We start from the raw sequence: 19,430 nt of genomic DNA, 5'->3' as shown, positions 1-19,430 counted from the left end.
CCCGGTCGAGACGAGGAACGGAAGCACCCCGATGAGCCCCTCCCCCACGCCGCCCCGGTCGAGCGACGACTGGTGGCAGTCCGCCGTCGTCTACGAGGTCTACGTCCGCAGCTTCGCCGACGGCGACGGGGACGGGGTCGGCGACCTGGTCGGGCTCCGGAGCCGCCTACCGTACCTGCGGGACCTCGGCGTGGACGCCCTCTGGCTCACCCCGTTCTACCGCTCCCCCATGATCGACGGTGGGTACGACGTCGCCGACTACCGGGACGTCGACCCGCTCTTCGGCACCCTCGCCGACTTCGACGCGATGGTCGCCGACGCGCACGCGCTGGGCCTGCGGATCATCATCGACCTCGTTCCGAACCACACCTCGACCGCGCATCCCTGGTTCCAGGCGGCGCTGGCCAGCCCGCCGGGGTCGCCGGAACGGGACCGCTACCTGTTCCGGGACGGCCGGGGTGCGGCCGGTGAACTGCCGCCCAACGACTGGGAGTCGATCTTTGGCGGCCCGGCCTGGACCCGGGTCCCGGACGGCCAGTGGTACCTGCACCTCTTCGACCCGGCCCAGCCCGACCTGAACTGGCGGCACCCCGAGGTCCGCGCCGAGTTCGAGGAGATCCTGCGGTTCTGGCTCGACCGTGGGGTCGACGGATTCCGGATCGACGTGGCGCACGGGATGATCAAGGCGGAGGGGTTGCCGGACGTCGGCTTCGGCCTGCTCACCACCGGGCAACCCCAGATCGAACTGCTCGGCAGGGGGCGGCTCCCGTACTTCGACCAGGACGAGGTGCACGACATCTACCGCGCCTGGCGGCCGATCCTGGACAGCTACCCGGGCGGCCGGATGGCGGTCGCCGAGGCGTGGGCCGAGACCCCGCAGCGGCTGGCCCGCTACATCGGCCCGGACGAGCTGCACCAGGCGTTCAACTTCGACTTCCTCGACGCGACCTGGTCGGCCGACTCGTTCCGAAAGGTGATCGACACCGCGCTCGCCGAGGCCGCGGTCGTCCGCGCGCCGACCACCTGGGTGCTCTCCAACCACGACAAGCCCCGGCACGTCACCCGGTACGGCGACGGCGCGCTCGGGCTGCGCCGGGCCCGCGCCGCCGCCCTGCTGATGCTCGCCCTGCCCGGCTCCGCCTACCTCTATCAGGGCGAGGAGCTGGGGCTGCCGGAGGTACGCGACATTCCAGACGACCTACGGCAGGATCCGGCCTTCCCGCGTACCGGTCAGAGCCGGGACGGCTGCCGGGTGCCACTGCCGTGGGGCGGCGACGTGCCGCCGTACGGCTTCGGGCCACGGGACGGCGGGCCGTCCTGGCTGCCGGCGCCGGCGACCTGGCGGGCGCTCTCGGTCGCCGCCCAGACCGGACGTCCGGAGTCGACCCTGGAGCTCTACCGGACGGCGTTGCGGCTACGGCGTGAGCTGCCGGCGGTGGCCCGGGTGGAGTGGCTGGCGAGCGAGTCGGACGTCCTCGCCTTCCGCCGGGTCGGCGCTGGCGGACCGGACCTGGTCTGCGTGGTCAACTTCGGCAGCGCTCCGGTGCCGACCAGCGGGTACGGCGTACCGGTGCTCACCAGCGCGGCCCTGGTCGACGGCGACGGCGACGGTCCGTTGCTGCCGGTCGACGCCGCCGGCTGGTTCCGTCAGTCCTGACCTGGGTCGCCCAGGGCGGCGGCGAACCGCGTGGTCAGCGCCGCGAACGCGGTCCGCAGCTCCGGCCCGCCCTGGATCCGGAAAGCGAACGGCAGGCGCGCCAACCACTCCTGGGCGTACATCGTCGGATTGTTGGTGCTGCCGACCAGCACGCACCCGTCACCCGACGGCTCGAGCCGCCCCATCGGCGGCCGGACCCACCGGGCCACCTCGGCCGCCGGCGCGTCGAAGACCACCCGGGTGGCGAACGGCCACCCGATGCCGAGGTGCTGCTCGAGCACCCCGACCGGGTCGAGGTCGTCGGGCGGGGTGAACTCCTCCGGGGTCTGCCGGACGGCGCGGATCCGGTCGATCCGGTACGTACGGATCGCGTCCGCGCGGCGGGAGTGGCACAGCAGGTACCAGCGTCCGTACCGGGTCACCACCGCCCACGGCTCCACCTCGGCCTCCCACTCGTTGTCGGCGCCGCTGCGGTAGCTGATCAGCACCAGGCGTCGGGCCGCGACGGCGGCGACCAGCGCACCGGTGGTCGCGGGATCCGGCCGGGCCGAGTACGGGTCGGGTGCCGCCGAGGCGTACTCCCGCAGTACGGCGGCCTGCCGCCCGACGCCCTCGGGCATGGCCTGGATGACCTTGGTCAGGGCGACCCCGACCGGACTGTCGGGGTCGCCGGCGCCCGGATGTCCGTCGAGGGCGGCCATGACCAGGCCGAGCGCCTCGTCCTGGGAGAAGACGACCGGCGGCAGCCGGGTCCCGCGCCGGAGTCGGTAGCCGCCGTGGCGCCCCCGGGCTGACTCGACGGCGATGCCGGCCTCCCGGAGAATCCCGACGTAGCGCCGCGCGGCCCGCTCGGTGACGCCGAGTCGCTCGGCGAGTTCCTCGGCGGTCGTGCCGGGGCGGTTCTGCAGGATCTCGAGGGTACGCAGCGCCCGGGCGGTGGGGCTCGGCTCGGTGGACACCCGGAAACCCTAGTCGGTCCGGACGAAAATCCGGCAGTAGATCGTCCGGAATAGGCGTTAGCGTGTGCCGAGACCGGCCACAACCGCCCAAAGGAAGAGTGACGGACATGGACATTCTGCTCATCGGCGGCCTCTGGCTCGACGGGTCCGCCTGGAACGACGTCGTGCCCGCACTCGAGCAACTCGGTCACCGCCCGGTCCCGATCACCCTCCCCGGCCAGGGCGACGGGTCGACGACCGCCAGCCTCGACGACCAGGTGGCCGCGGTGGTCGCCGCGGTGGACGCGGCACCGGAGCGCCCCATGGTGGTCGGGCACTCCGCTGCCTGCACCCTCGCCTGGCTGGCCGCCGACGCACGACCGGAGCGGATCGCGAAGGCCGTCATGATCGGCGGCTTTCCGTCCGCCGACGGCGAGCGCTACGCCGACTTCTTCCCGGTGGAGAACGGGCTCATGCCCTTTCCCGGCTGGGGTCCGTTCGAGGGGCCGGACGCCGCCGACCTCGACGAGCAGACCCGGCAGACAATCGCCGCCGCCGCGCACCCCGTCCCGGAGGCGGTGTCCAAGGCAGTCGTACGCCTGCGCGACGAGCGACGGTACGACGTACCGGTCACGCTCGTCTGTCCCGAGTTCACCCCGGCCCAGGCGCAGGAGTGGATCAACGCCGGCGACCTGCCCGAACTCGCCAAGGCCAAGCACCTCGACCTGGTCGACATCAACTCCGGGCACTGGCCGATGTACACCCGGCCGGTCGAACTCGCCCAGCTCCTCGCCGCGACAGCCGCCGCCTGACCGGCGCTGCCCGGTCCACGGCTCGTCGTCGCGCGACCGGCTACACGTCCGCGACGACAAGCCACTCAAAGGCGCGAGGGCGACAGCCGAGGTCCATCAGGCCGTGGCGCACCACGGCTGACCGCACCCAGAGATCCGTGACCTCGATGATCTGCATGCCCGCGCCCCGGCCGGACTCGCGTGTGAGTCCATGGTGAGCACGGCGGGCAACCGCGCCGGCCACGGCGCGGGACCGAGGAATGTCCACGGGTTGGGCGCGCCGCCGGAGCATCGGCCGGCGACGAGTCCGGTCAGCGAACTCCGGTGAGTAGTGCGGCGATCCGGGCGAAGCCGGCGCGCACCTCGGCCTCGGACGGGGGCTGTTGCGGCTGCGCCGGGCGACGGGTGCTCTCGCCGACCTCGGTCTCCGGGACGAGATCCTCGAAGTCGCCGTAGAGGCTCGCGTCGTCGAGCTGCGCCGCCTCGTCCTCGGCGGCGCGCTGCGCAGCGGTGATCTCGGCCCGGATCTCCTCGGGAGAGACCTTCGGCAGTAGCGGCTCGACCACCGCCATCAGGTCCTCGTCGGCGACCACGGACTCGGCCAGCGCGAGCGCGTGCGGCCGCTCGTATGGGCCGCAGACCACCGGCTCCCACTCGTCCTCGTCGTCCAGCGGACCAAAGGTGATGATCCAGGGCAGGGCGAGGGTCGGGGAGTCGTCCGGCAGTTCCAACGTCACGAGTGCGCCCACGGGCTCATCATGACCATGTCAGAAGTCCTGTTCGCGGCTTTTCCCCGAACAGCCACGCCGGTCGCCGCGCGCCGTTGGTCCTCCTCCGTCGTCGCTCTGGAGCGTGGGTGACCTGGACGGTGGACGGCGTTCCGGATCCGCCGGGTCGGGGACGGGGGCGCTGCGGGCCAGATCCACGACCCGGCCGTGCCGGCTCGTCGCCGCGAGCGCCGCCCCGAAGAGTAGCAACTGGTTCAGGAGGTAGAGGTAGATGAGCAGCCCGACGGCGCCGGCCACCACCGTGTACGCCGGATTGCGCTCCCATCGCATCACGTAGTAGCGCCCCACCGAGTTCAGCAGCGTTATGCCGAGCGCGACCACCCCCACCGGCGGCCACCACCGCCGAAAGCTCATGTGCAGCCGCGGTACGGCGAGCAGCAGCGCCGAGGCCAGCACCACGTTGACCAGGAACGCCAGCAGCCAACTGGCGATCGAGAGGCCGACGGAGCGGGCGCCCAGCGCCCAGCGCAACAGCGACTCCAGCGCGTCCACCGCGCCGAGCGAGAGCCCGAGCAGCACGAAGATGCCGAGCAGGATCGCCAGGTCGATGAGCTGGCGGATCACGAAGTAGCCGGGATGCTGGGCCAGCCCGTGGATCAGCCGCTGCGACGAACGGATCGACTCCACCCAGCCGATCCCGGTGATCACCAGCAGGACGAGCCCGATGGCTCCCGGCCGTCTGCTGGCCTGCCGGATCTGCTCCGGGTCGACGAACGGCAGGTTCCGCTGGATGAAGTGCACGATCACCTGGCCGCTCTCCGGATCGTCCCCGAGCAGGGCGCCGAGCACCGTGTACGAGACCAGGCCAAGCGCGAAGACGGCGAAGAAGCCGTAGTAGGCGATCGCCGCCGCGAGGCGGCTGCCGAGCACGTCCGTGTAGCGTCCCACCGCCCGGGCCAGGTCGTCGAACCACGGCGACCGCCGACGCCGCTCGGTCAGCCGCTGGTTGAGGCGGGCGAGCAGCCGATCCAACGCCTTCACGCCGCCATCCTTGCCCATCCGCCCGTCAGCCGGGGGCCGCCGCGTCGTGCCGGGCGCCGCGCCGCGCGGGGAGACCCGCCGCGTCCGGGTCGTCGCCGTCGCCGGTGGTGCGTCGTACCGGCGGGTCAGCCTCCGAGCCGGAAGTCCCGGCGCGGCTGCCAGCGGGCGTCGTCACCGTGCGAGAAGAGGGTGAACTTCTCGACCGTGAAGATCGCCGAGAAGTCGGCCAGATCCTCGTACACCTTGTCCAGCGCCTCGGGGGCGACGTCCTGGGCGACCGTGACGTGGGGGTGGTACGGGAAGCGGTTCTCCCGGCGCAGCTCGGGCGCCGACCCGATCGCGCCGGCCAGCAGCTCGCACTCGCTGATCCCGGCCGCGACCACCACGAACACCACGTCGGTCACCGGCCGGAAGGTGCCGGTCCCGCGCAGGTGCAGCCGGTACGGCCGGTGCGCGGCGGCCACCGCGGCCAGGTGGCGCTCGACCGCCGGCAGGCTGGCCACCGGGATGTCGGTCGGCCCGAGCAGCGTCAGGTGGGCCGGGACGTACGCCGCCTGCGGGTCGCCCGCCTCCGCGCGGCGCCGGGTGAGGAACCCGCGCCACGGCTCGGGAATGTCCACCGCGACCCCGACCCGAGTCATCGGGGTGTCGGGGTCCTGCGATCCGTCCGTGACAACCATCCTCCGCTCCCCACCCCGCCGACCGGCACCACCCGGCCGACGACCACGTCCGCCGTCGCCCCGCCCGGCACCGGCTCCCTCGGCGGCGACGCGCCGGGGCGGAGGGCGGCGAGACGGCTAGCCGAGCCGTGCGCCCGGCAGGAACCCGACCCGGTCGTACGCCTGGCGCAGGGTCACCGAGGCGACCGCCCGGGCCTTCTCCGCCCCGACCGCCAGAAGCTTGTCCAGTTGGGCCGGATCCTCCAGGTACTGCCGGGTCCGCTCCTGGATCGGCGTGACAAAGTCCGCCACCACCTGGCCCAGATCCTTCTTCAGGTCGCCGTATCCCTTGCCGTCGTACGCCGCGACCAGGTCGTCGATCGAGCGGTCGGTCAGGGCCGCGTAGATGGTCAGCAGGTTGGAGATCCCCGGCTTCCGCTCCGGATCAAAGATGATCTCCCGGCCGGTGTCGGTCACCGCCGACCGGATCTTCTTGGCCGACCGGGCCGGGTCGTCGAGCAGCTCGATGATCCCGGCCGGGGAGGACGACGACTTGGACATCTTCGCCGTCGGATCCTGGAGGTCGGTGATCTTCGCGGTGTCCCGGATGATGTACGGCGCCGGGACGGTGAAGGTCCGCCCGAAGCGGGAATTGAACCGCTGCGCCAGGTCGCGGGTCAGCTCCAGGTGCTGCCGCTGGTCCTCTCCGACCGGCACCGCGTCGGCCTGGTAGAGCAGGATGTCGGCGGCCTGCAGGATCGGGTACGTGAAGAGTCCGACGCTGGAGCGCTCGGCGCCCTGTTTCGCCGACTTGTCCTTGAACTGGGTCATCCGGCTCGCCTCGCCGAAGCCGGTGAGGCAGTTGAGCACCCAGGCGAGCTGCGGGTGCTCCGGCACGTGGGACTGGACGAAGAGGGTGCAGCGCTCGGGATCGAGCCCGACGGCCAGCAACTGCGCCGCGGCGACCCGGGTCCGCTGACGCAGCGTCTCCGGCTCGTGCCCGGCGGTGATCGCGTGCAGGTCCACGACGCAGTAGAACGCGTCGTGGGTCTCCTGCATCGCCACCCAGTTGCGGACCGCACCCAGGTAGTTGCCGAGGTGGAACGAGTCGGCGGTTGGCTGGATGCCGGAGAGGACCCGGGGCCGGGCGGCAACGTCGGACATGCCGGCCATTCTGACAGCTCCCCCGCCCCCCTGTCCCGACCGGTCCGGTGCCAACTCCGTCACCGTCGGCACGGCGACCCGTACGCAACCGGGGACGGTCGGCGGACCGAGGAGGCGGGGACCGACCGGACCGGGGCCGCCGACATCGGCGGGGCCGGACACCCGGGCCCCGGTCTGTCGGCGAGTCGACGGACCCCGGGGGCCGACCCGAACCGTTCCGGGGAACCGGCCGGTTGGCTCGGGACTCGTAGCCTGAGACCACAGTCGGTCGGGCCACGGCGGGGCTCCGGCCGGGTTCGGCCGTACCGGAGAGGACAGCCCTTGGCACGGGACCGGAGCGGAGGCGGATCGGACCAGGGCCGGACCGCGATGGACCAGGCGATGGCCGAGCTGTACCACGCCTGCTACCGCCGGCTGGTCACGCAGGTCTACGCGTTCACCACCGACCTGACCGAGGCGCAGGACGTGGTGCAGGAGGCCTTCGCCCGGGCGATCGCCCGGCCGCGTGGGCTCACCGACGTCGACAACCCGGAGGCGTGGTTGCGTACCGTCGCGGTCAACGTGGTCCGCCGGCGCTGGCGGCGCCGCCAGCTGCTGGACGCGATCCTGCTCCGCGACCGTCCGGTGAGCCGCCTGGTCGAGGCCGCCCCCGGTCCCGAGCGCACCGACCTGCGGGAGGCGCTGGCCGGCCTGCCGGTCGGCTACCGGGAGGTGATCGTGCTGCACTACCTCGCCGACCTGCCGGTCGAGGAGGTCGCCACGCTGCTGGGCGTACCGGTCGGGACGGTGAAGTCCCGCCTGTCCCGGGGTCGGGCCGCGCTCGCCGCCCTGCTCGGGGACTACCACGGGCGCGACGGCACACCCGGGTCCCTTGACCGCACCGACCCGACTCCGGTCGGGCCCGCGGCGAAGACCGGGCCGGCACCGCCGAGCGCGGCGGCGCGCGGGCACGCGACAGCCGACGATTCGGCACCAGGGAGGAGGCCGGTGGCACCGACCGGACCGGCGGCGCGGACCCGGCCGGCGGTACGACCGGGGTGAACCATGGCTGACCGAGACATCTCCGGCACCGCGCTCGACGTACGGCTGGCGCGGGGCCGCGCGGAGCTGCTGGAGAGCATCGACCAACCGCCGCTGGACCTCATCCGGGAGCGGGCGGCGACCCGGCGCCGCCGTCGGCGGGCCGCCACGGCGGGTGGCGGTGTTGCCCTGCTCCTCGTCACCCTCGGCGCCGGACTGGCGCTCCGGCCCGGGGTCGCCGGCGACGTCGTACCGCCGCCGGTGGCGGATCGGGCGGTGGAGCCACCACCCGGCGGGCCGGTCTACACCGGCGCCGGCATCACGATCAACGGGCTCACCGAGCCCGGCGTCGCGTACGTCCCAGGCGCCATCGCCGACGTCGAGTTCGTCGATCCGGACCACGGGTACGTGCTGACGCTCTGCCCGGCCACCGCCCCCTGCCCGGCGACGGTGGCCCGCACCGCCGACGGGGGCCTGACCTGGCAGTACGCCAGCCTGCCCGCGGACAGCGCCGGCCGGCCCGGCCTCGGGCTCGCCGCGGTCGCCGACGGCCGGCTGCTCGTCACCGGCGACGGCCCGACGTACGTTTCCACCGACCACGGCCACAGCTGGCGCGCCATCGGGTCGGGCGACGGGACGGGGCCGGTGACGCCGACCACGGGAGACAGCCTTCGGGCCGGACCGGGAGGCGGATGCGGGTACGCCGTCGAGCTCTGGCGGCCCGACCTGCCCCGGGCCGGCACCACACCGAGCCAACCGGATCTTGACGTGTGCTGGGTGGCGACCGCGGCGAGCCCCGACGGCGCCTGGTGGGCCGGCGGGTTCCACAGCGGGCGGCCCGCGGTCGCGGTCACCCGGGACCTGGGAACCACCTGGCGGACCGTCACGCTGCCGGAAGCGCCGTCTCCGGCGGCCGGCACGGTCGAGGTGGCCAGCCTGGGCAGCCACGCGTACGCCGTGGTGCTCGACGCCGACCGCACCGTGCGGGCGCTGTACCACGCCGCCGACGGCGGCCGGACCTTCCGCCGGGTCGGAGCGCAGGGCGGCCCCGAACGGCTGGCCGGGGCGATGGTGCCGCTGCTGGACGGCCGGCTGCTGGTCACCGGCACCGACCAGCGCTGGTACGTCAGTTCCGACGACGGCGCCACGTTCGCCCCGGCCGGCGGGAGTCTCCCGGACGTCGGTCGGCTGGCCCGCACCACGGCCGGGTACGTCGCCTACGACCTCTTCGGCACCGGCTGGGCGGCCTACTCCGCCGACGGCGCCACCTGGCGCAAACTCCAGATCAACTGATCGGGCCCGTCACGGCGGCCCGGGTGAGCGAGCAGGCGCGGGCTGCGGGAGCGGCCACGGGCCGGTCCCTCAGGCGTCGACGTCCTCGTCGGTCCGGGCCGCCGGCACGCTGACGGGGTGTTCCGGGCCCGGGACCGGGACGATGCCGACCCGGGCCACCCGACGTCCCTCCACGGCCAGCACCCGCAGCAGCCAGCCGCCCTCGGGCGACCCGCCGTCCAGCTCGGCGACGCGGGACGGCCCGGGAAGGGCGCGGGGGTGCGTGCCGGGCACCGCCACCTCGTCGCCGGTACGGGGCAGCCGGCCGAGGGCGGCCATCACGAACCCGCCGACCGTCTCGTACGGACCGGTCGGCAGCGCGAACCCGATCCGCTCGGCGAAGTCGGCCAGGTTGAGCCGACCGTCCACCTCGGTGGGCCGGCCGGACGGCGGGTCGGCGACGACGTCGTACTCGTCGTGGATCTCGCCGACCAGCTCCTCGATCAGGTCCTCCAGGGTGACGATCCCGGCGGTGCCGCCGTACTCGTCGACCACGACCGCGAGGTGGTGGCCCTCCCGACGCATCTCCATCAGGGTCGCGAGGACCCGCTTGGTACCGGGCACCTTCTTGATGTCCCGGGTCAGCTCGCCGACGGTGTTCCGGGGATCGTCCTCGGGATGGAGCAGCACGTCCCGCAGGTGCACGAAGCCGATGACGTCGTCGTGCGTGCCGTCGACCACCGGATACCGGCTGTGGGTCTCGGCCCGGACGAACTCGGCCGCCTCCGTCAGGGTCAGCCGGGCGGCGAGGAACACCACCTCGGTCCGGGGCACCATCACCTCGCGGACCATCCGGGCCCCGGAGACCAGCACCTCGTCGATGATCCGCCGTTCGACCGGGTCCAGCAGGGTGTTGGCGGCGACCAGGTCGCGGAGTTCCCGCTCGCTGATCCGCTCCCGGCCGGCGGTGGGGCTCGCGCCGAGCAGCGCGGTCACCAGCCGGGTGCACGCGTCCGCGGCCCGCACCACGATCCGGGCCAGGCCGCGCGCCAGCGGGCCGGGTTGCCGTCGAGTACGCCCCGGCGGTCGTCGCCGGGGCCCGGTACTGCCGGAGGCCCGCATGGCAGAGATGGTAAACACCGGGGACGTCCGACGCGGGCAACCACGAAGATCCGTGTTCGGCTCTGTTCAGAGTTGGCGAAACATGGTGGAATGCTCGGGCACTGATCACGGTCCGTTCTGGACGGGCCGGACAACCAGGGAAGGGTAGCCGTGACAGACCAGCACGGGGCGTCGGGGGAGCCCGGCACGCCGGTCGAGATCCGCGCCACCGCCGGATTCGTCGAGGTGTACGGCGAGAAGCCGGCCGGGGTGTGGGCAGCGCCCGGCCGGGTCAACCTGATCGGCGAGCACACCGACTACAACGACGGCTTCGTGCTGCCGTTCGCGCTCCCGCGGCGCACCGTCGTCGCCGCCGCGCCCGACCCGGGACGCCGCTGGACGGTCTGGTCCGAGCAGGCCGGCGAGCGGGTGTCGTTCGGCCGGGCCGACGCCGCCGAGCCCGGACGGGTCACCGGCTGGGCGGCGTACGTCGCCGGGGTGGTCTGGGCGCTGCGCGAGGCCGACCTCGACGTACCCGTCGCGCGGCTGGCCATCGCCTCCGACGTACCGCTGGGCGCCGGGCTCTCCTCGTCGGCCGCGCTGGAGGCGGCGGTGCAGGCCGCCCTGCTCGACCTCGGCGACCTCGACGTGCCGGTCGCCCAGCGGCCGAGGCTCGCCCAGCAGGCCGAGAACGGGTACGTCGGCGCGCCGACCGGCATCATGGACCAGTCCGCCGTGATCCGCTGCCGGGCTGGGCAGGCGCTCTTCCTCGACTGCCGCTCCCTGGCGGTGGAGCACGTTCCGTTCGACCTCGACGCCGCCGGCCTCGCCATCCTGGTGATCGACAGCCGGGCGCCGCACCGGCACGTCACCGGCGAGTACGCCGCCCGACGCGCCGCCTGCGAGTACGCTGCCGCCGCTCTCGGCGTACCGGCGCTGCGCGACGTCACCATCGACGACCTCGACGCGGCGCTGGCCCGGCTCGACGATCCGGTGGTACGCCGCCGGGTGCGGCACGTGGTCACCGAGAACCATCGGGTGTGCCAGACCGTCGACCTGCTCCGGGCCGGCCGGCTCGCCGAGATCGGGCCGCTGTTGACCGCCTCGCACGCCTCGATGCGGGACGACTTCGAGATCACCGTCCCGGAGGTGGACACCGCGGTCGAGGCGGCACTGGCCGCCGGGGCGTACGGCGCGCGGATGACCGGCGGCGGCTTCGGCGGCTGCGTCCTCGCCCTGGTCGACGCGGCAGCCGCCGACACGGTGGCCTCGGCGGTCGCCCGCGCGTACGCCGAACGCGGCTTCGCCACTCCGGAGTGCTTCACCGCCCTCCCCGGCCCCGGCGTCGAACGCCTCGGCTGACGGCCGTTGCCGACGGCGTCAGCCGGCCTCGACGATCATGCCGGCACCGACGGTACGGTTCGTCGTCTCGTCGATGATGATGAACCCGCCGGTGGTGCGGTTGCGCCGGTACTCGTCGGCGAGCAGCGGGACGGTGGTCCGTAGCCGGACCCGGCCGATCTCGTTGAGCCCGAGCTCGGTCGCGGCCTCGTCCCGGTGCAGGCTGTTGACGTCGAGCCGGTAGTGCAGGGTACGAACGATCGCCCGGGCGGCGCGGGTGGTGTGCTTGATCGCGTACTTGTTGCCGGCCCGAAGGGGTCGGGTCTCGTCCATCCAGCAGACCATCGCCTCGATGTCCTGGGCGACGGCCGGGGCGTTGTTCGGCCGGCAGATCATGTCCCCGCGCGAGATGTCGATCTCGTCGGTGAGCCGGACGGTCACCGACATCGGCGGGAACGCCTGCTCGACCGGCCCGTCCGCGGTCTCGATGGCGGCGATCCGGCTGGTGAACCCCGAGGGCAGCACCATCACCTCGTCGCCCGGCTTCATCACCCCGGACGCGACCTGGCCGGCGTAGCCGCGATAGTCGGTCACCGTCGTCGACTGGGGCCGGATGACGTACTGCACCGGGAACCGGACGTCGACCAGGTTGCGGTCCGACGCGATGTGCACGTGTTCGAGGTGGTGTAGCAGCGACGGCCCCTCGTACCAGGGCATGTGCTCCGACCGGGAGACGATGTTGTCCCCGTGCAGCGCCGAGATCGGGATCACCGACAGGTCCGGCGCCTCCAGCTTCGCGGCGAACGCGGTGAACTCGTCCGCGATCCGCTCGAACACCTCCGACGACCAGTCGACCAGGTCCATCTTGTTGACGCAGAGCACCAGGTGCGGCACCCGCAGCAGCGAGCAGAGGAACGCGTGCCGGCGGGACTGCTCCACCAGTCCCTTCCGGGCGTCGACCAGGATCAGCGCCAGGTCCGCCGTCGACGCCCCGGTCACCATGTTCCGGGTGTACTGGATGTGCCCGGGGGTGTCGGCGATGATGAACTTCCGCCGTGGCGTCGCGAAGTAGCGGTACGCCACGTCGATCGTGATCCCCTGCTCCCGTTCGGCCCGCAGCCCGTCGGTGAGTAGCGCCAGGTTCGTGTACTCGTCACCCCGGGCCGCGCTCACCGCCTCCACCGCCGCCAACTGGTCGGTGAAGAGCGACTTCGTGTCGTACAGCAGACGGCCGATCAGCGTCGACTTGCCGTCGTCGACACTCCCGGCGGTGGCGAACCGCAGCAGGTCCATCGTCCGGGTCTCGGCGGACACGAGCGCGGCCGTCATCAGAAGTACCCCTCCCGCTTGCGGTCCTCCATCGCAGCCTCGCTGAACCGGTCGTCCCCCCGGGTGGCGCCGCGCTCGGTGATCCGGGTCGCGGCGACCTCCTCGATCACCTTCTCGACCGTGTCCGCCTCCGATCGCACGGCGGCGGTGCAGGAGGCGTCCCCGACCGTCCGGTACCGCACCCGGGCGACGAACGGCGTCTCCCCCGCCCGTGGCCGGATGAACTCGTTCACCGCGTACAGCATGCCGTCCCGCTCGACCACCTCGCGCTCGTGCGCGTAGTAGATCGAGGGCAGCGTCAGCCGCTCGCGGGCGATGTAGTGCCAGACGTCGAGCTCGGTCCAGTTGGAGAGCGGGAAGACCCGGATCGACTCCCCCGGGTGGTGGCGGCCGTTGTACAGGGCCCACAGCTCGGGCCGCTGGTTCTTCGGGTCCCACTGGCCGAACTCGTCGCGGAAGCTGAACACCCGCTCCTTCGCCCGCGCCTTCTCCTCGTCCCGCCGGGCACCGCCGAACAGCGCGTCGAACCGGTACTTCTCGACCGCGTCGAGCAGCACCGGGGTCTGGATGCGGTTCCGCACCCCGTCGGCCGGCTCGGTGACCAGCCCCGACTCCAACGCCTCCGGCACACTCGCCACGACCAGCTGGAGGCCCAGCTCGGCGACCCGCCGGTCCCGGTACGCCATCACCTCGGGGAAGTTGTGCCCGGTGTCGACGTGCATCACCGGGAACGGGATCCGGGCCGGTGCGAACGACTTCTCGGCGAGCCGGAGCATCACGATCGAGTCCTTGCCGCCGGAGAAGAGCAGCACCGGGCGCTCGAACTCGGCGACCACCTCGCGGAAGATGAAGATGCTCTCCGCCTCCAACGCGTCCAGATGCGACACCCGGTACGCCGCCGGCTGGGTCATGCCGCCGCTCCACTCCACTGCGCCCGCTGCTCGCCCATGCGATTGCCAACCTTTCCGATTGGTCAAGTCAAGAGGCCACGCCTAGGGTACCCGGAGGTGATGCTGCAGCGCTGCGAGCAACCGGGAAGCAAGATCTTTCCGGCACACCACGAGATCGGGCAGCCGGGGATCGGCCTTGTTGTATTCCAGCGCGGATCCGTCGATTCGGGAAGCGAAGAGTCCGGTGGCCGTCGCCACAGCCACCGGCGCCGCGGAGTCCCACTCGTACTGGCCGCCGGCGTGGACGTACGCGTCGACCTGGCCGTCGATCACCGCGGCGATCTTCGCCCCGGCCGACCCCATCGGCACCAGCTCCGCGCCCAGCTCCTCGGCCAGGTCGGCGAGGAACGCGGGCGGACGGCTCCGGCTCGCCGCCAGCCGGATCCTCCGGCCGGTGCCGTCCGAGCCGATCGTCCCGATCCGCCCGGTCACGGCGGCGAGATTCAACGGCGGGTACGCGGGCGGCTGGTCGGTGGCGAGCACCCGGTGCTGCGCCGGCAGCCCGATCGCCCCGGCGACCAGCCCCGGTGAGCTCCCGCCGCGGCGGGCCCAGAGTGCCACGTGCACCGCCCAGTCCGTCCGGCCCTCCTCGGCGAACTCCCGGGTCCCGTCCAGCGGGTCGACGATCCAGACCCGGTCCGCCTCCAATCGGGGCGCCACCGCCGGCTCCGCACCCGCCGCCCGGGCCGATCGGGCACCCTCGTCCTCCTCGGACAGCACGGCGTCGGTCGGTCGCCACCGGGCGAGCTCGGCCCGGAGCAGCTCGTGCGAGACCTTGTCACCGGCGGCCTTCAGCGCGCCCGGGTCCGCGTACCCGAGCTCGGCCCGCAGGTCGAGCAGGGCCTGGCCGGCGCGGGCGGCCAGCCAGCGGGCGAAGGCGCCATCGATCACGGGCGGCGCGGCCATCAGTGCGTTCCCAGCCCGCTGGCCACGCCGGATCTCGGATACCCCATGCTCACCGTTCGCCTCCTCACCCGCGGCACCAGACTACCGGCGGGCAGCTCCGGGGGCGCCGTAAGCTGATACGCCACACCGGTGCCCACCGCCCCGGCCGGTCGCCGCGCTCAGCTCCCGTGGTACGCGTTCTGCGTCCACTCCAGGCCGCGGGTGATCACCGCCTCCACCACGTCGGCCGCCCGGTCGACCAGGAACTCCAGCTCCTTACGCTCGACGGCCGAGAAGTCCGAGAGGACGTAATCCGCCGGGTCCTGCCGACCGGGCGGCCGGCCGATGCCGAACCGGACCCGCAGGTAGTCCTTGGTCCCCAACGACTTCGACAGCGAGCGGAGCCCGTTGTGTCCGCCCTCGCCGCCGCCGCTCTTCACCCGCAGCTGGCCGTACGGGATGTCGAGCTCGTCATGGATCGCGACCACATGGGCCGGCGGCACCTTGTAGAACTGCGCCAGCGCCGCCACCGGGCCGCCCGAGAGGTTCATGTACGTCAGCGGCTTGACCAACACCACCCGGGGACCGCCGAGTCCGAGCCGCCCCTCGGCAACGTCCGCGACCGCGCGACGATGCCGGCCGAACCTCGCCCCGACACGCTCGGCGAGCAGGTCGGCGATCATGAACCCGACGTTGTGCCGGTTGCGGGCGTACTCCCGGCCGGGGTTGCCGAGCCCGACCAACAGCCACGGATGAACCTCGTCCGCCACGTCCCTCTCCCTGTACCACCGCCGCTTCGCTGCCGTCTTCTGTGCCACCGTCCCCGATACGGTGACAGGCGCCCCCGAGCGACTCGGGGGCGCCTGTCACACGGGAATCGGTCAGGCCTGGGCGGACGCCCCGGCCGGTGCGGCCTCGCCCTCGGCGGCCTCGGCGCCGGGACCCTCGACCCCGGCCTCCTCCGTCTCCTCCGGCGTCGGCTCCTCGCCGGCCTCGGCCGCCATCTGCTCGGCGGTCGGGGCGGCGGTGACGAGCGCGATGATCTGCTCCGGGTCGGCGGCCAGCTCGACGCCCTTCGGCAGCCGGACGTCGGCCGCGGTCACCTGGGAGCCGGCCTCCAGGCCCTCGATCGAAACCTCGAAGCTCTCCGGCAGGTGGGTGGCCTCCGCGGTCACCGAGAGCGCGGTGCTCTCCTGCACGACCAGGGTGTCGCGGGCCGGCTCGCCGGTGAGCTGGACCGGTACGTCGACGGTCACCTTCTCGCCACGCCGCACCAGCAGCAGGTCGACGTGCTCCAGGGTGTCCTTGATGGGATCACGCTGGATGGCCTTCGGCAGCGCGAGGGCCTGGGTACCGTCACTGATTTCGATGGCGAACAACTGGTTGATGCCACCGTGCCGGAGTGCGGCGGCGAACTCGCGCGCGGGCAACGAAATGTGCCTGGGCTTCTCGCCGTGGCCGTACAGCACGGCGGGCACCTTTCCGGCCCGGCGGGTACGACGGGCACCACCCTTGCCGAACTCGGTACGGGGCTCGGCGCTGATCTTTACCTCGGACACGGGAAGACTCCTGATACGGTCACTGCGGCGCTAGTCGGCGGACGATTGGCGGTGCTGGGGCGAGGGGCTCGCTAGGGGCTTGCGTGGTGACCACTGCCCGGAGCACCGCGTCGATCACGGTGCGTCCGTGCGGCGCTTGCTCAGCGGCCCGCAGGGCACCCTCGCCGTGGCAACCGCACCAGTCTACTAAAGCCACGATCGGGTCTTCCGGCGGTCCCCACCCGGCCCGCCCGCCGACCTGGACCGCTGTCCTCGCGGATGCCGCCGGCGCCGCCCCGGCCCGAGCGGATCATCCGGTCGGCCGGCCTTCCCGCCGCCCCGGGACCGGGCGGCCTCGGGGCTGCGGGCGCCAGATGACGACGAGGGCGGGGTCAGGCCGGCCGGCTCAGGGCGGTCAGCTCAGGCCGCCGAAGAGGGTCGTCACCGAGCCGTCGTCGAAGACCTCGCGGATGGCCCGGGCGAGCAGCGGCGCGATCGACAACACGGTGATCTTGTCGAGCTGTTTCTCCGGCGGGAGCGGCAGGGTGTTGGTCACCACCACCTCGCTGATCCGGCTGTTCTTCAACCGTTCGGTCGCGGGATCGGAGAGGAGCGCGTGGGTGGAGGCGACGATCACGTCGGCGGCGGCCGCCTCGTACAGGATCTCGGCCGCCTTGCAGATCGTGCCACCCGTGTCGATCATGTCGTCGACGATCAGGCAGACCCGCCCCTCGACGTCGCCGACCACCCGGTTCGCCACCACCTGGTTCGGCTTCAGCGGATCCCGGGTCTTGTGGATGAAGGCCAGGGGGCAACCGCCCAGCCGGTCCGTCCAGCGCTCGGCCACCCGCACCCGGCCGGAGTCCGGCGCCACCACCGTGATCGGCCGTCCGGCGTACTTGCGCTGCACGTACTCGGCGAGGACGTCCATCGCGAAGAGGTGATCGACCGGCCCGTCGAAGAAGCCCTGGATCTGGGCGGTGTGCAGGTCGACGGTGAGGATGCGGTTCGCGCCCGCCGTCTTGAGCAGGTCGGCGATGAGACGGGCCGAGATCGGCTCCCGGCCACGGTGCTTCTTGTCCTGCCGGGAGTACGGGTAGAAGGGCAGCACGACGGTGATCCGCTTGGCCGAGCCCCGCTTCAGGGCGTCGATCATGATCAGCGTCTCCATGACCCACTTGTTCACCCCGTGGGTCACGGACTGCACCACGAACGCGTCGGAACCGCGTACCGACTCCTTGAACCGGACGAAAATCTCACCGTTGGCGAATTCGTACGCGTCGGCAGGGGTCGGCGCCACACCGAGCACCTCACCGATCTCCTGTGCCAGCTCCGGAAATCCTCTGCCGGAGAAGAGCATCAGACTCTTACGATTTTCGGCGACGATGCTGCCCATCGGCTCGTCTGCTCCCGTTTGTCGGTGGGTCACCCGGCGTTGGGCCAGAGACTATTCGGTTGCAGTATCCCCTGCTGGCCGGTCGGTGCCACCCGCATCGGACGCCTCGTGGATTCCCTCACCTTCACTTGCGCTGGCCGCCTCCTGTGCGGCACGCTCCGCTGCCGCGGCCGACCTCGTGCCGGCCCGTCGGCGCAGCACCCAGCCCTCGACGTTCCGCTGCGGAGCCCGGGTGACCCCAAGCGCGCCCGGCGGTACGTTCGTGGTGACGACGCTGCCGGCGGCGACGTACGCCCCGGCCCCGACCTCGACCGGCGCTACCAGGCTGGTGTCACAGCCGATGAAGGCCGCCTCCCCGACCGTGGTGTGGTGCTTCGCCACCCCGTCGTAGTTGACGAAAATCGTGGCGGCCCCGATGTTGGCCCGGGCCCCGATGGTCGCGTCCCCGACGTAGCTGAGGTGGGGTACCTTCGCCCCCTCGCCGATCTCGGACTTCTTCACCTCGACGAAGGTGCCGACCTTCGCCTTCTCCCGCAGCGTCGCCTCCGGCCGCAGGTACGCGTACGGGCCGACGCTCGCCTCCGGGCCGATCGTCGCCCCGACCGCGTGCGTCCGCAGCACGGTGGCCCCGGCCCCGACCGTGGTGTCGATCAGCGTCGTGTCCGGCCCGACCGTCGCCCCCGCGCCGACCGTGGTGACCCCGCGCAGCTGGGTGTTCTGGTCGACCACCGCGTCCCGGTCGAGGGTCACGGTGACGTCGATCCAGGTCGACTCCGGGTCGAGCAGGGTCACCCCGCTGCGCATCCACTCCGTGTTGACCCGGTCGCGCAGCAGCCGGCGCAACGCCGCCAGCTCCACCCGGTCGTTGCAGCCCAGGGTCTCGGTGGCGTCGGGCGCCACGTGGACGCCCACCGTCTCACCGGCCGCGACGAGGAGCCCGAAGACGTCGGTGAGGTACTCCTCGCCCTGGTCGTTGTCGGTGGAGAGCTTGCTCAGGGCGTTGCGCAGCAGGGTCGCGTCGAAGGCGTAGATTCCGGCGTTGATCTCCTGGATCGCGCGCTGGTCGGGGGTCGCGTCCCGCTCCTCGACGATCTGCTCCAGCCGGCCGTCCGGACCACGGACGATCCGGCCCAGTCCGGTCGGATCGGCGACCTTCGCGGCCAGCACCGTGGCCGCCGCCCCCGCCGCCTCGTGCGCGGTCAGCAGGGCGGCGACGGTCTCCGCCCGCAACAGTGGCACGTCGCCGTTGAGCACCACCACCGTGCCCCCGACCTCCGGACCGCTCTCGAGAGCGGTCCGGACCGCGTGCCCGGTGCCGAGCTGCTCGGCCTGGTGCACCGGGATGGCGTCCGGGGCGATCTCGGCGAGGTGGGCGGTGACCTGCGCGGCACCGTGGCCGACCACGACCAACGTGCGGTCCGGCGCCAGCGGTGCGGCCGCGGCCAGGACATGGCCCAGCAGCGTACGACCCAGCAGCGGATGCAGGACCTTGGGCAACGCCGACTTCATCCGCTTGCCCTCACCGGCGGCGAGGACGACGACGGTGCGGAGGCGGGGCTGGGACACGAGGTTGCTCCCGTCGGTACGACTGTCTGCGGCCTCATGCTAACCAGCCGGGAA

At 72.7% G+C, this 19,430-nt stretch carries 17 protein-coding genes and 1 pseudogene; 5 read left to right on the top strand and 13 right to left on the bottom strand.

Annotated features, from left to right (window positions below):
* The first annotated feature begins 31 nt into the window (after positions 1 to 31).
* The gene (locus tag EF879_RS10690; protein ID WP_123557400.1) at positions 32 to 1,657 is read left to right on the top strand and encodes a glycoside hydrolase family 13 protein; all 1,626 of its coding nucleotides are present in this window, start codon (positions 32 to 34) and stop codon (positions 1,655 to 1,657) included.
* On the opposite strand, the gene EF879_RS10685 is transcribed toward EF879_RS10690, so the two are convergent.
* Complete coding sequence (locus tag EF879_RS10685; protein WP_123557398.1) at positions 1,648 to 2,616, bottom strand: YafY family protein; 969 nt, start codon at positions 2,614 to 2,616, stop codon at positions 1,648 to 1,650. The genes EF879_RS10690 and EF879_RS10685 overlap by 10 nt on opposite strands.
* Before the next feature lie 107 nt (positions 2,617 to 2,723).
* Between EF879_RS10685 and EF879_RS10680 the strand changes: the two genes are divergently transcribed.
* Positions 2,724 to 3,407: an alpha/beta fold hydrolase gene (locus EF879_RS10680; protein ID WP_123557396.1), complete on the top strand. Its 684-nt coding sequence runs from the start codon at positions 2,724 to 2,726 to the stop codon at positions 3,405 to 3,407.
* Between the two features lie 290 nt (positions 3,408 to 3,697).
* Here EF879_RS10680 and EF879_RS10675 read toward each other — a convergent pair whose 3' ends face one another.
* From EF879_RS10675 to trpS, 4 genes are all read right to left on the bottom strand, one after another.
* Positions 3,698 to 4,135 (bottom strand): hypothetical protein, encoded by a 438-nt coding sequence (locus EF879_RS10675; protein ID WP_123557394.1) that lies wholly within the window; start codon positions 4,133 to 4,135, stop codon positions 3,698 to 3,700.
* An 18-nt stretch (positions 4,136 to 4,153) separates the two neighbouring features.
* Entirely contained in the window at positions 4,154 to 5,155 is a 1,002-nt protein-coding gene (locus EF879_RS10670; RefSeq protein WP_305036045.1) for a YihY/virulence factor BrkB family protein, read from the bottom strand.
* A gap of 125 nt (positions 5,156 to 5,280) precedes the next feature.
* Positions 5,281 to 5,835, bottom strand: coding sequence for a 2'-5' RNA ligase family protein (locus EF879_RS10665; protein WP_123557391.1), 555 nt, complete (start codon positions 5,833 to 5,835; stop codon positions 5,281 to 5,283).
* Positions 5,836 to 5,952: 117 nt separating this feature from the next.
* Positions 5,953 to 6,978 carry a tryptophan--tRNA ligase gene (gene trpS / locus EF879_RS10660; protein WP_123558349.1) on the bottom strand — a complete coding sequence of 342 codons (1,026 nt, stop codon included), beginning with the start codon at positions 6,976 to 6,978 and terminating at the stop codon, positions 5,953 to 5,955.
* 321 nt (positions 6,979 to 7,299) lie between these two features.
* On the opposite strand from trpS, the gene EF879_RS10655 reads away from it, so the two are divergent.
* A complete protein-coding gene (locus EF879_RS10655) occupies positions 7,300 to 8,019 on the top strand; it encodes an RNA polymerase sigma factor (protein WP_233604374.1) in 720 nt (239 codons plus the stop codon).
* A 3-nt stretch (positions 8,020 to 8,022) separates the two neighbouring features.
* Positions 8,023 to 9,291, top strand: coding sequence for a hypothetical protein (locus EF879_RS10650; protein ID WP_123557387.1), 1,269 nt, complete (start codon positions 8,023 to 8,025; stop codon positions 9,289 to 9,291).
* Here the strand turns inward: EF879_RS10650 and EF879_RS10645 are convergent.
* A pseudogene (locus EF879_RS10645) lies at positions 9,284 to 10,392 on the bottom strand (hemolysin family protein). The gene EF879_RS10650 and the pseudogene EF879_RS10645 sit on opposite strands and share 8 nt — an antisense overlap.
* 198 nt (positions 10,393 to 10,590) lie before the next feature.
* Here EF879_RS10645 and galK point away from each other — a divergent pair.
* A complete protein-coding gene (gene galK, locus EF879_RS10640; RefSeq protein WP_123558347.1) occupies positions 10,591 to 11,733 on the top strand; it encodes a galactokinase in 1,143 nt (380 codons plus the stop codon).
* Between the two features lie 18 nt (positions 11,734 to 11,751).
* Here the strand turns inward: galK and cysN are convergent, their stop codons facing one another.
* The 7 genes from cysN to glmU all read right to left on the bottom strand — a co-directional run bounded on the left by cysN (position 11,752) and on the right by glmU (position 19,376).
* On the bottom strand, positions 11,752 to 13,041 hold the full coding sequence (gene cysN, locus EF879_RS10635) for a sulfate adenylyltransferase subunit CysN (RefSeq protein WP_123557384.1): 1,290 nt from the start codon (positions 13,039 to 13,041) through the stop codon (positions 11,752 to 11,754).
* Entirely contained in the window at positions 13,041 to 13,952 is a 912-nt protein-coding gene (gene cysD, locus EF879_RS10630; protein ID WP_123558345.1) for a sulfate adenylyltransferase subunit CysD, read from the bottom strand. The genes cysN and cysD overlap by 1 nt, the downstream gene beginning before the upstream one ends.
* Before the next feature lie 81 nt (positions 13,953 to 14,033).
* Positions 14,034 to 14,897 (bottom strand): inositol monophosphatase family protein, encoded by an 864-nt coding sequence (locus EF879_RS10625; RefSeq protein WP_123557382.1) that lies wholly within the window; start codon positions 14,895 to 14,897, stop codon positions 14,034 to 14,036.
* Between the two features lie 158 nt (positions 14,898 to 15,055).
* Positions 15,056 to 15,646 (bottom strand): aminoacyl-tRNA hydrolase, encoded by a 591-nt coding sequence (gene pth, locus EF879_RS10620; protein ID WP_123557380.1) that lies wholly within the window; start codon positions 15,644 to 15,646, stop codon positions 15,056 to 15,058.
* A 111-nt stretch (positions 15,647 to 15,757) separates the two neighbouring features.
* Positions 15,758 to 16,435, bottom strand: a complete 678-nt coding sequence (locus EF879_RS10615) for a 50S ribosomal protein L25/general stress protein Ctc (RefSeq protein ID WP_123557378.1) — start codon at positions 16,433 to 16,435, stop codon at positions 15,758 to 15,760.
* Between the two features lie 394 nt (positions 16,436 to 16,829).
* The gene (locus tag EF879_RS10610; RefSeq protein ID WP_123557376.1) at positions 16,830 to 17,810 is read right to left on the bottom strand and encodes a ribose-phosphate diphosphokinase; all 981 of its coding nucleotides are present in this window, start codon (positions 17,808 to 17,810) and stop codon (positions 16,830 to 16,832) included.
* Between the two features lie 51 nt (positions 17,811 to 17,861).
* Positions 17,862 to 19,376, bottom strand: a complete 1,515-nt coding sequence (gene glmU, locus EF879_RS10605) for a bifunctional UDP-N-acetylglucosamine diphosphorylase/glucosamine-1-phosphate N-acetyltransferase GlmU (RefSeq protein ID WP_123557374.1) — start codon at positions 19,374 to 19,376, stop codon at positions 17,862 to 17,864.
* Positions 19,377 to 19,430 lie beyond the last annotated feature (54 nt).

Source organism: Micromonospora sp. HM5-17, from assembly GCF_003762835.1.
Lineage (GTDB): Bacteria > Actinomycetota > Actinomycetes > Mycobacteriales > Micromonosporaceae > Plantactinospora.
This window is presented reverse-complemented; position numbering and strand designations above follow the sequence as displayed.

Coding starts and splice junctions, on each gene's coding strand:
- cysN (WP_123557384.1), bottom strand. CDS start 13,041: ATGACGGCCGCGCTCGTGTCCGCCGAGACCCGGACGATGGACCTGCTG.
- EF879_RS10625 (WP_123557382.1), bottom strand. CDS start 14,897: ATGGCCGCGCCGCCCGTGATCGATGGCGCCTTCGCCCGCTGGCTGGCC.
- EF879_RS10690 (WP_123557400.1), top strand. CDS start 32: ATGAGCCCCTCCCCCACGCCGCCCCGGTCGAGCGACGACTGGTGGCAG.
- EF879_RS10680 (WP_123557396.1), top strand. CDS start 2,724: ATGGACATTCTGCTCATCGGCGGCCTCTGGCTCGACGGGTCCGCCTGG.
- EF879_RS10650 (WP_123557387.1), top strand. CDS start 8,023: ATGGCTGACCGAGACATCTCCGGCACCGCGCTCGACGTACGGCTGGCG.
- cysD (WP_123558345.1), bottom strand. CDS start 13,952: ATGACCCAGCCGGCGGCGTACCGGGTGTCGCATCTGGACGCGTTGGAG.
- EF879_RS10665 (WP_123557391.1), bottom strand. CDS start 5,835: ATGGTTGTCACGGACGGATCGCAGGACCCCGACACCCCGATGACTCGG.
- EF879_RS10610 (WP_123557376.1), bottom strand. CDS start 17,810: ATGGGCAGCATCGTCGCCGAAAATCGTAAGAGTCTGATGCTCTTCTCC.
- trpS (WP_123558349.1), bottom strand. CDS start 6,978: ATGTCCGACGTTGCCGCCCGGCCCCGGGTCCTCTCCGGCATCCAGCCA.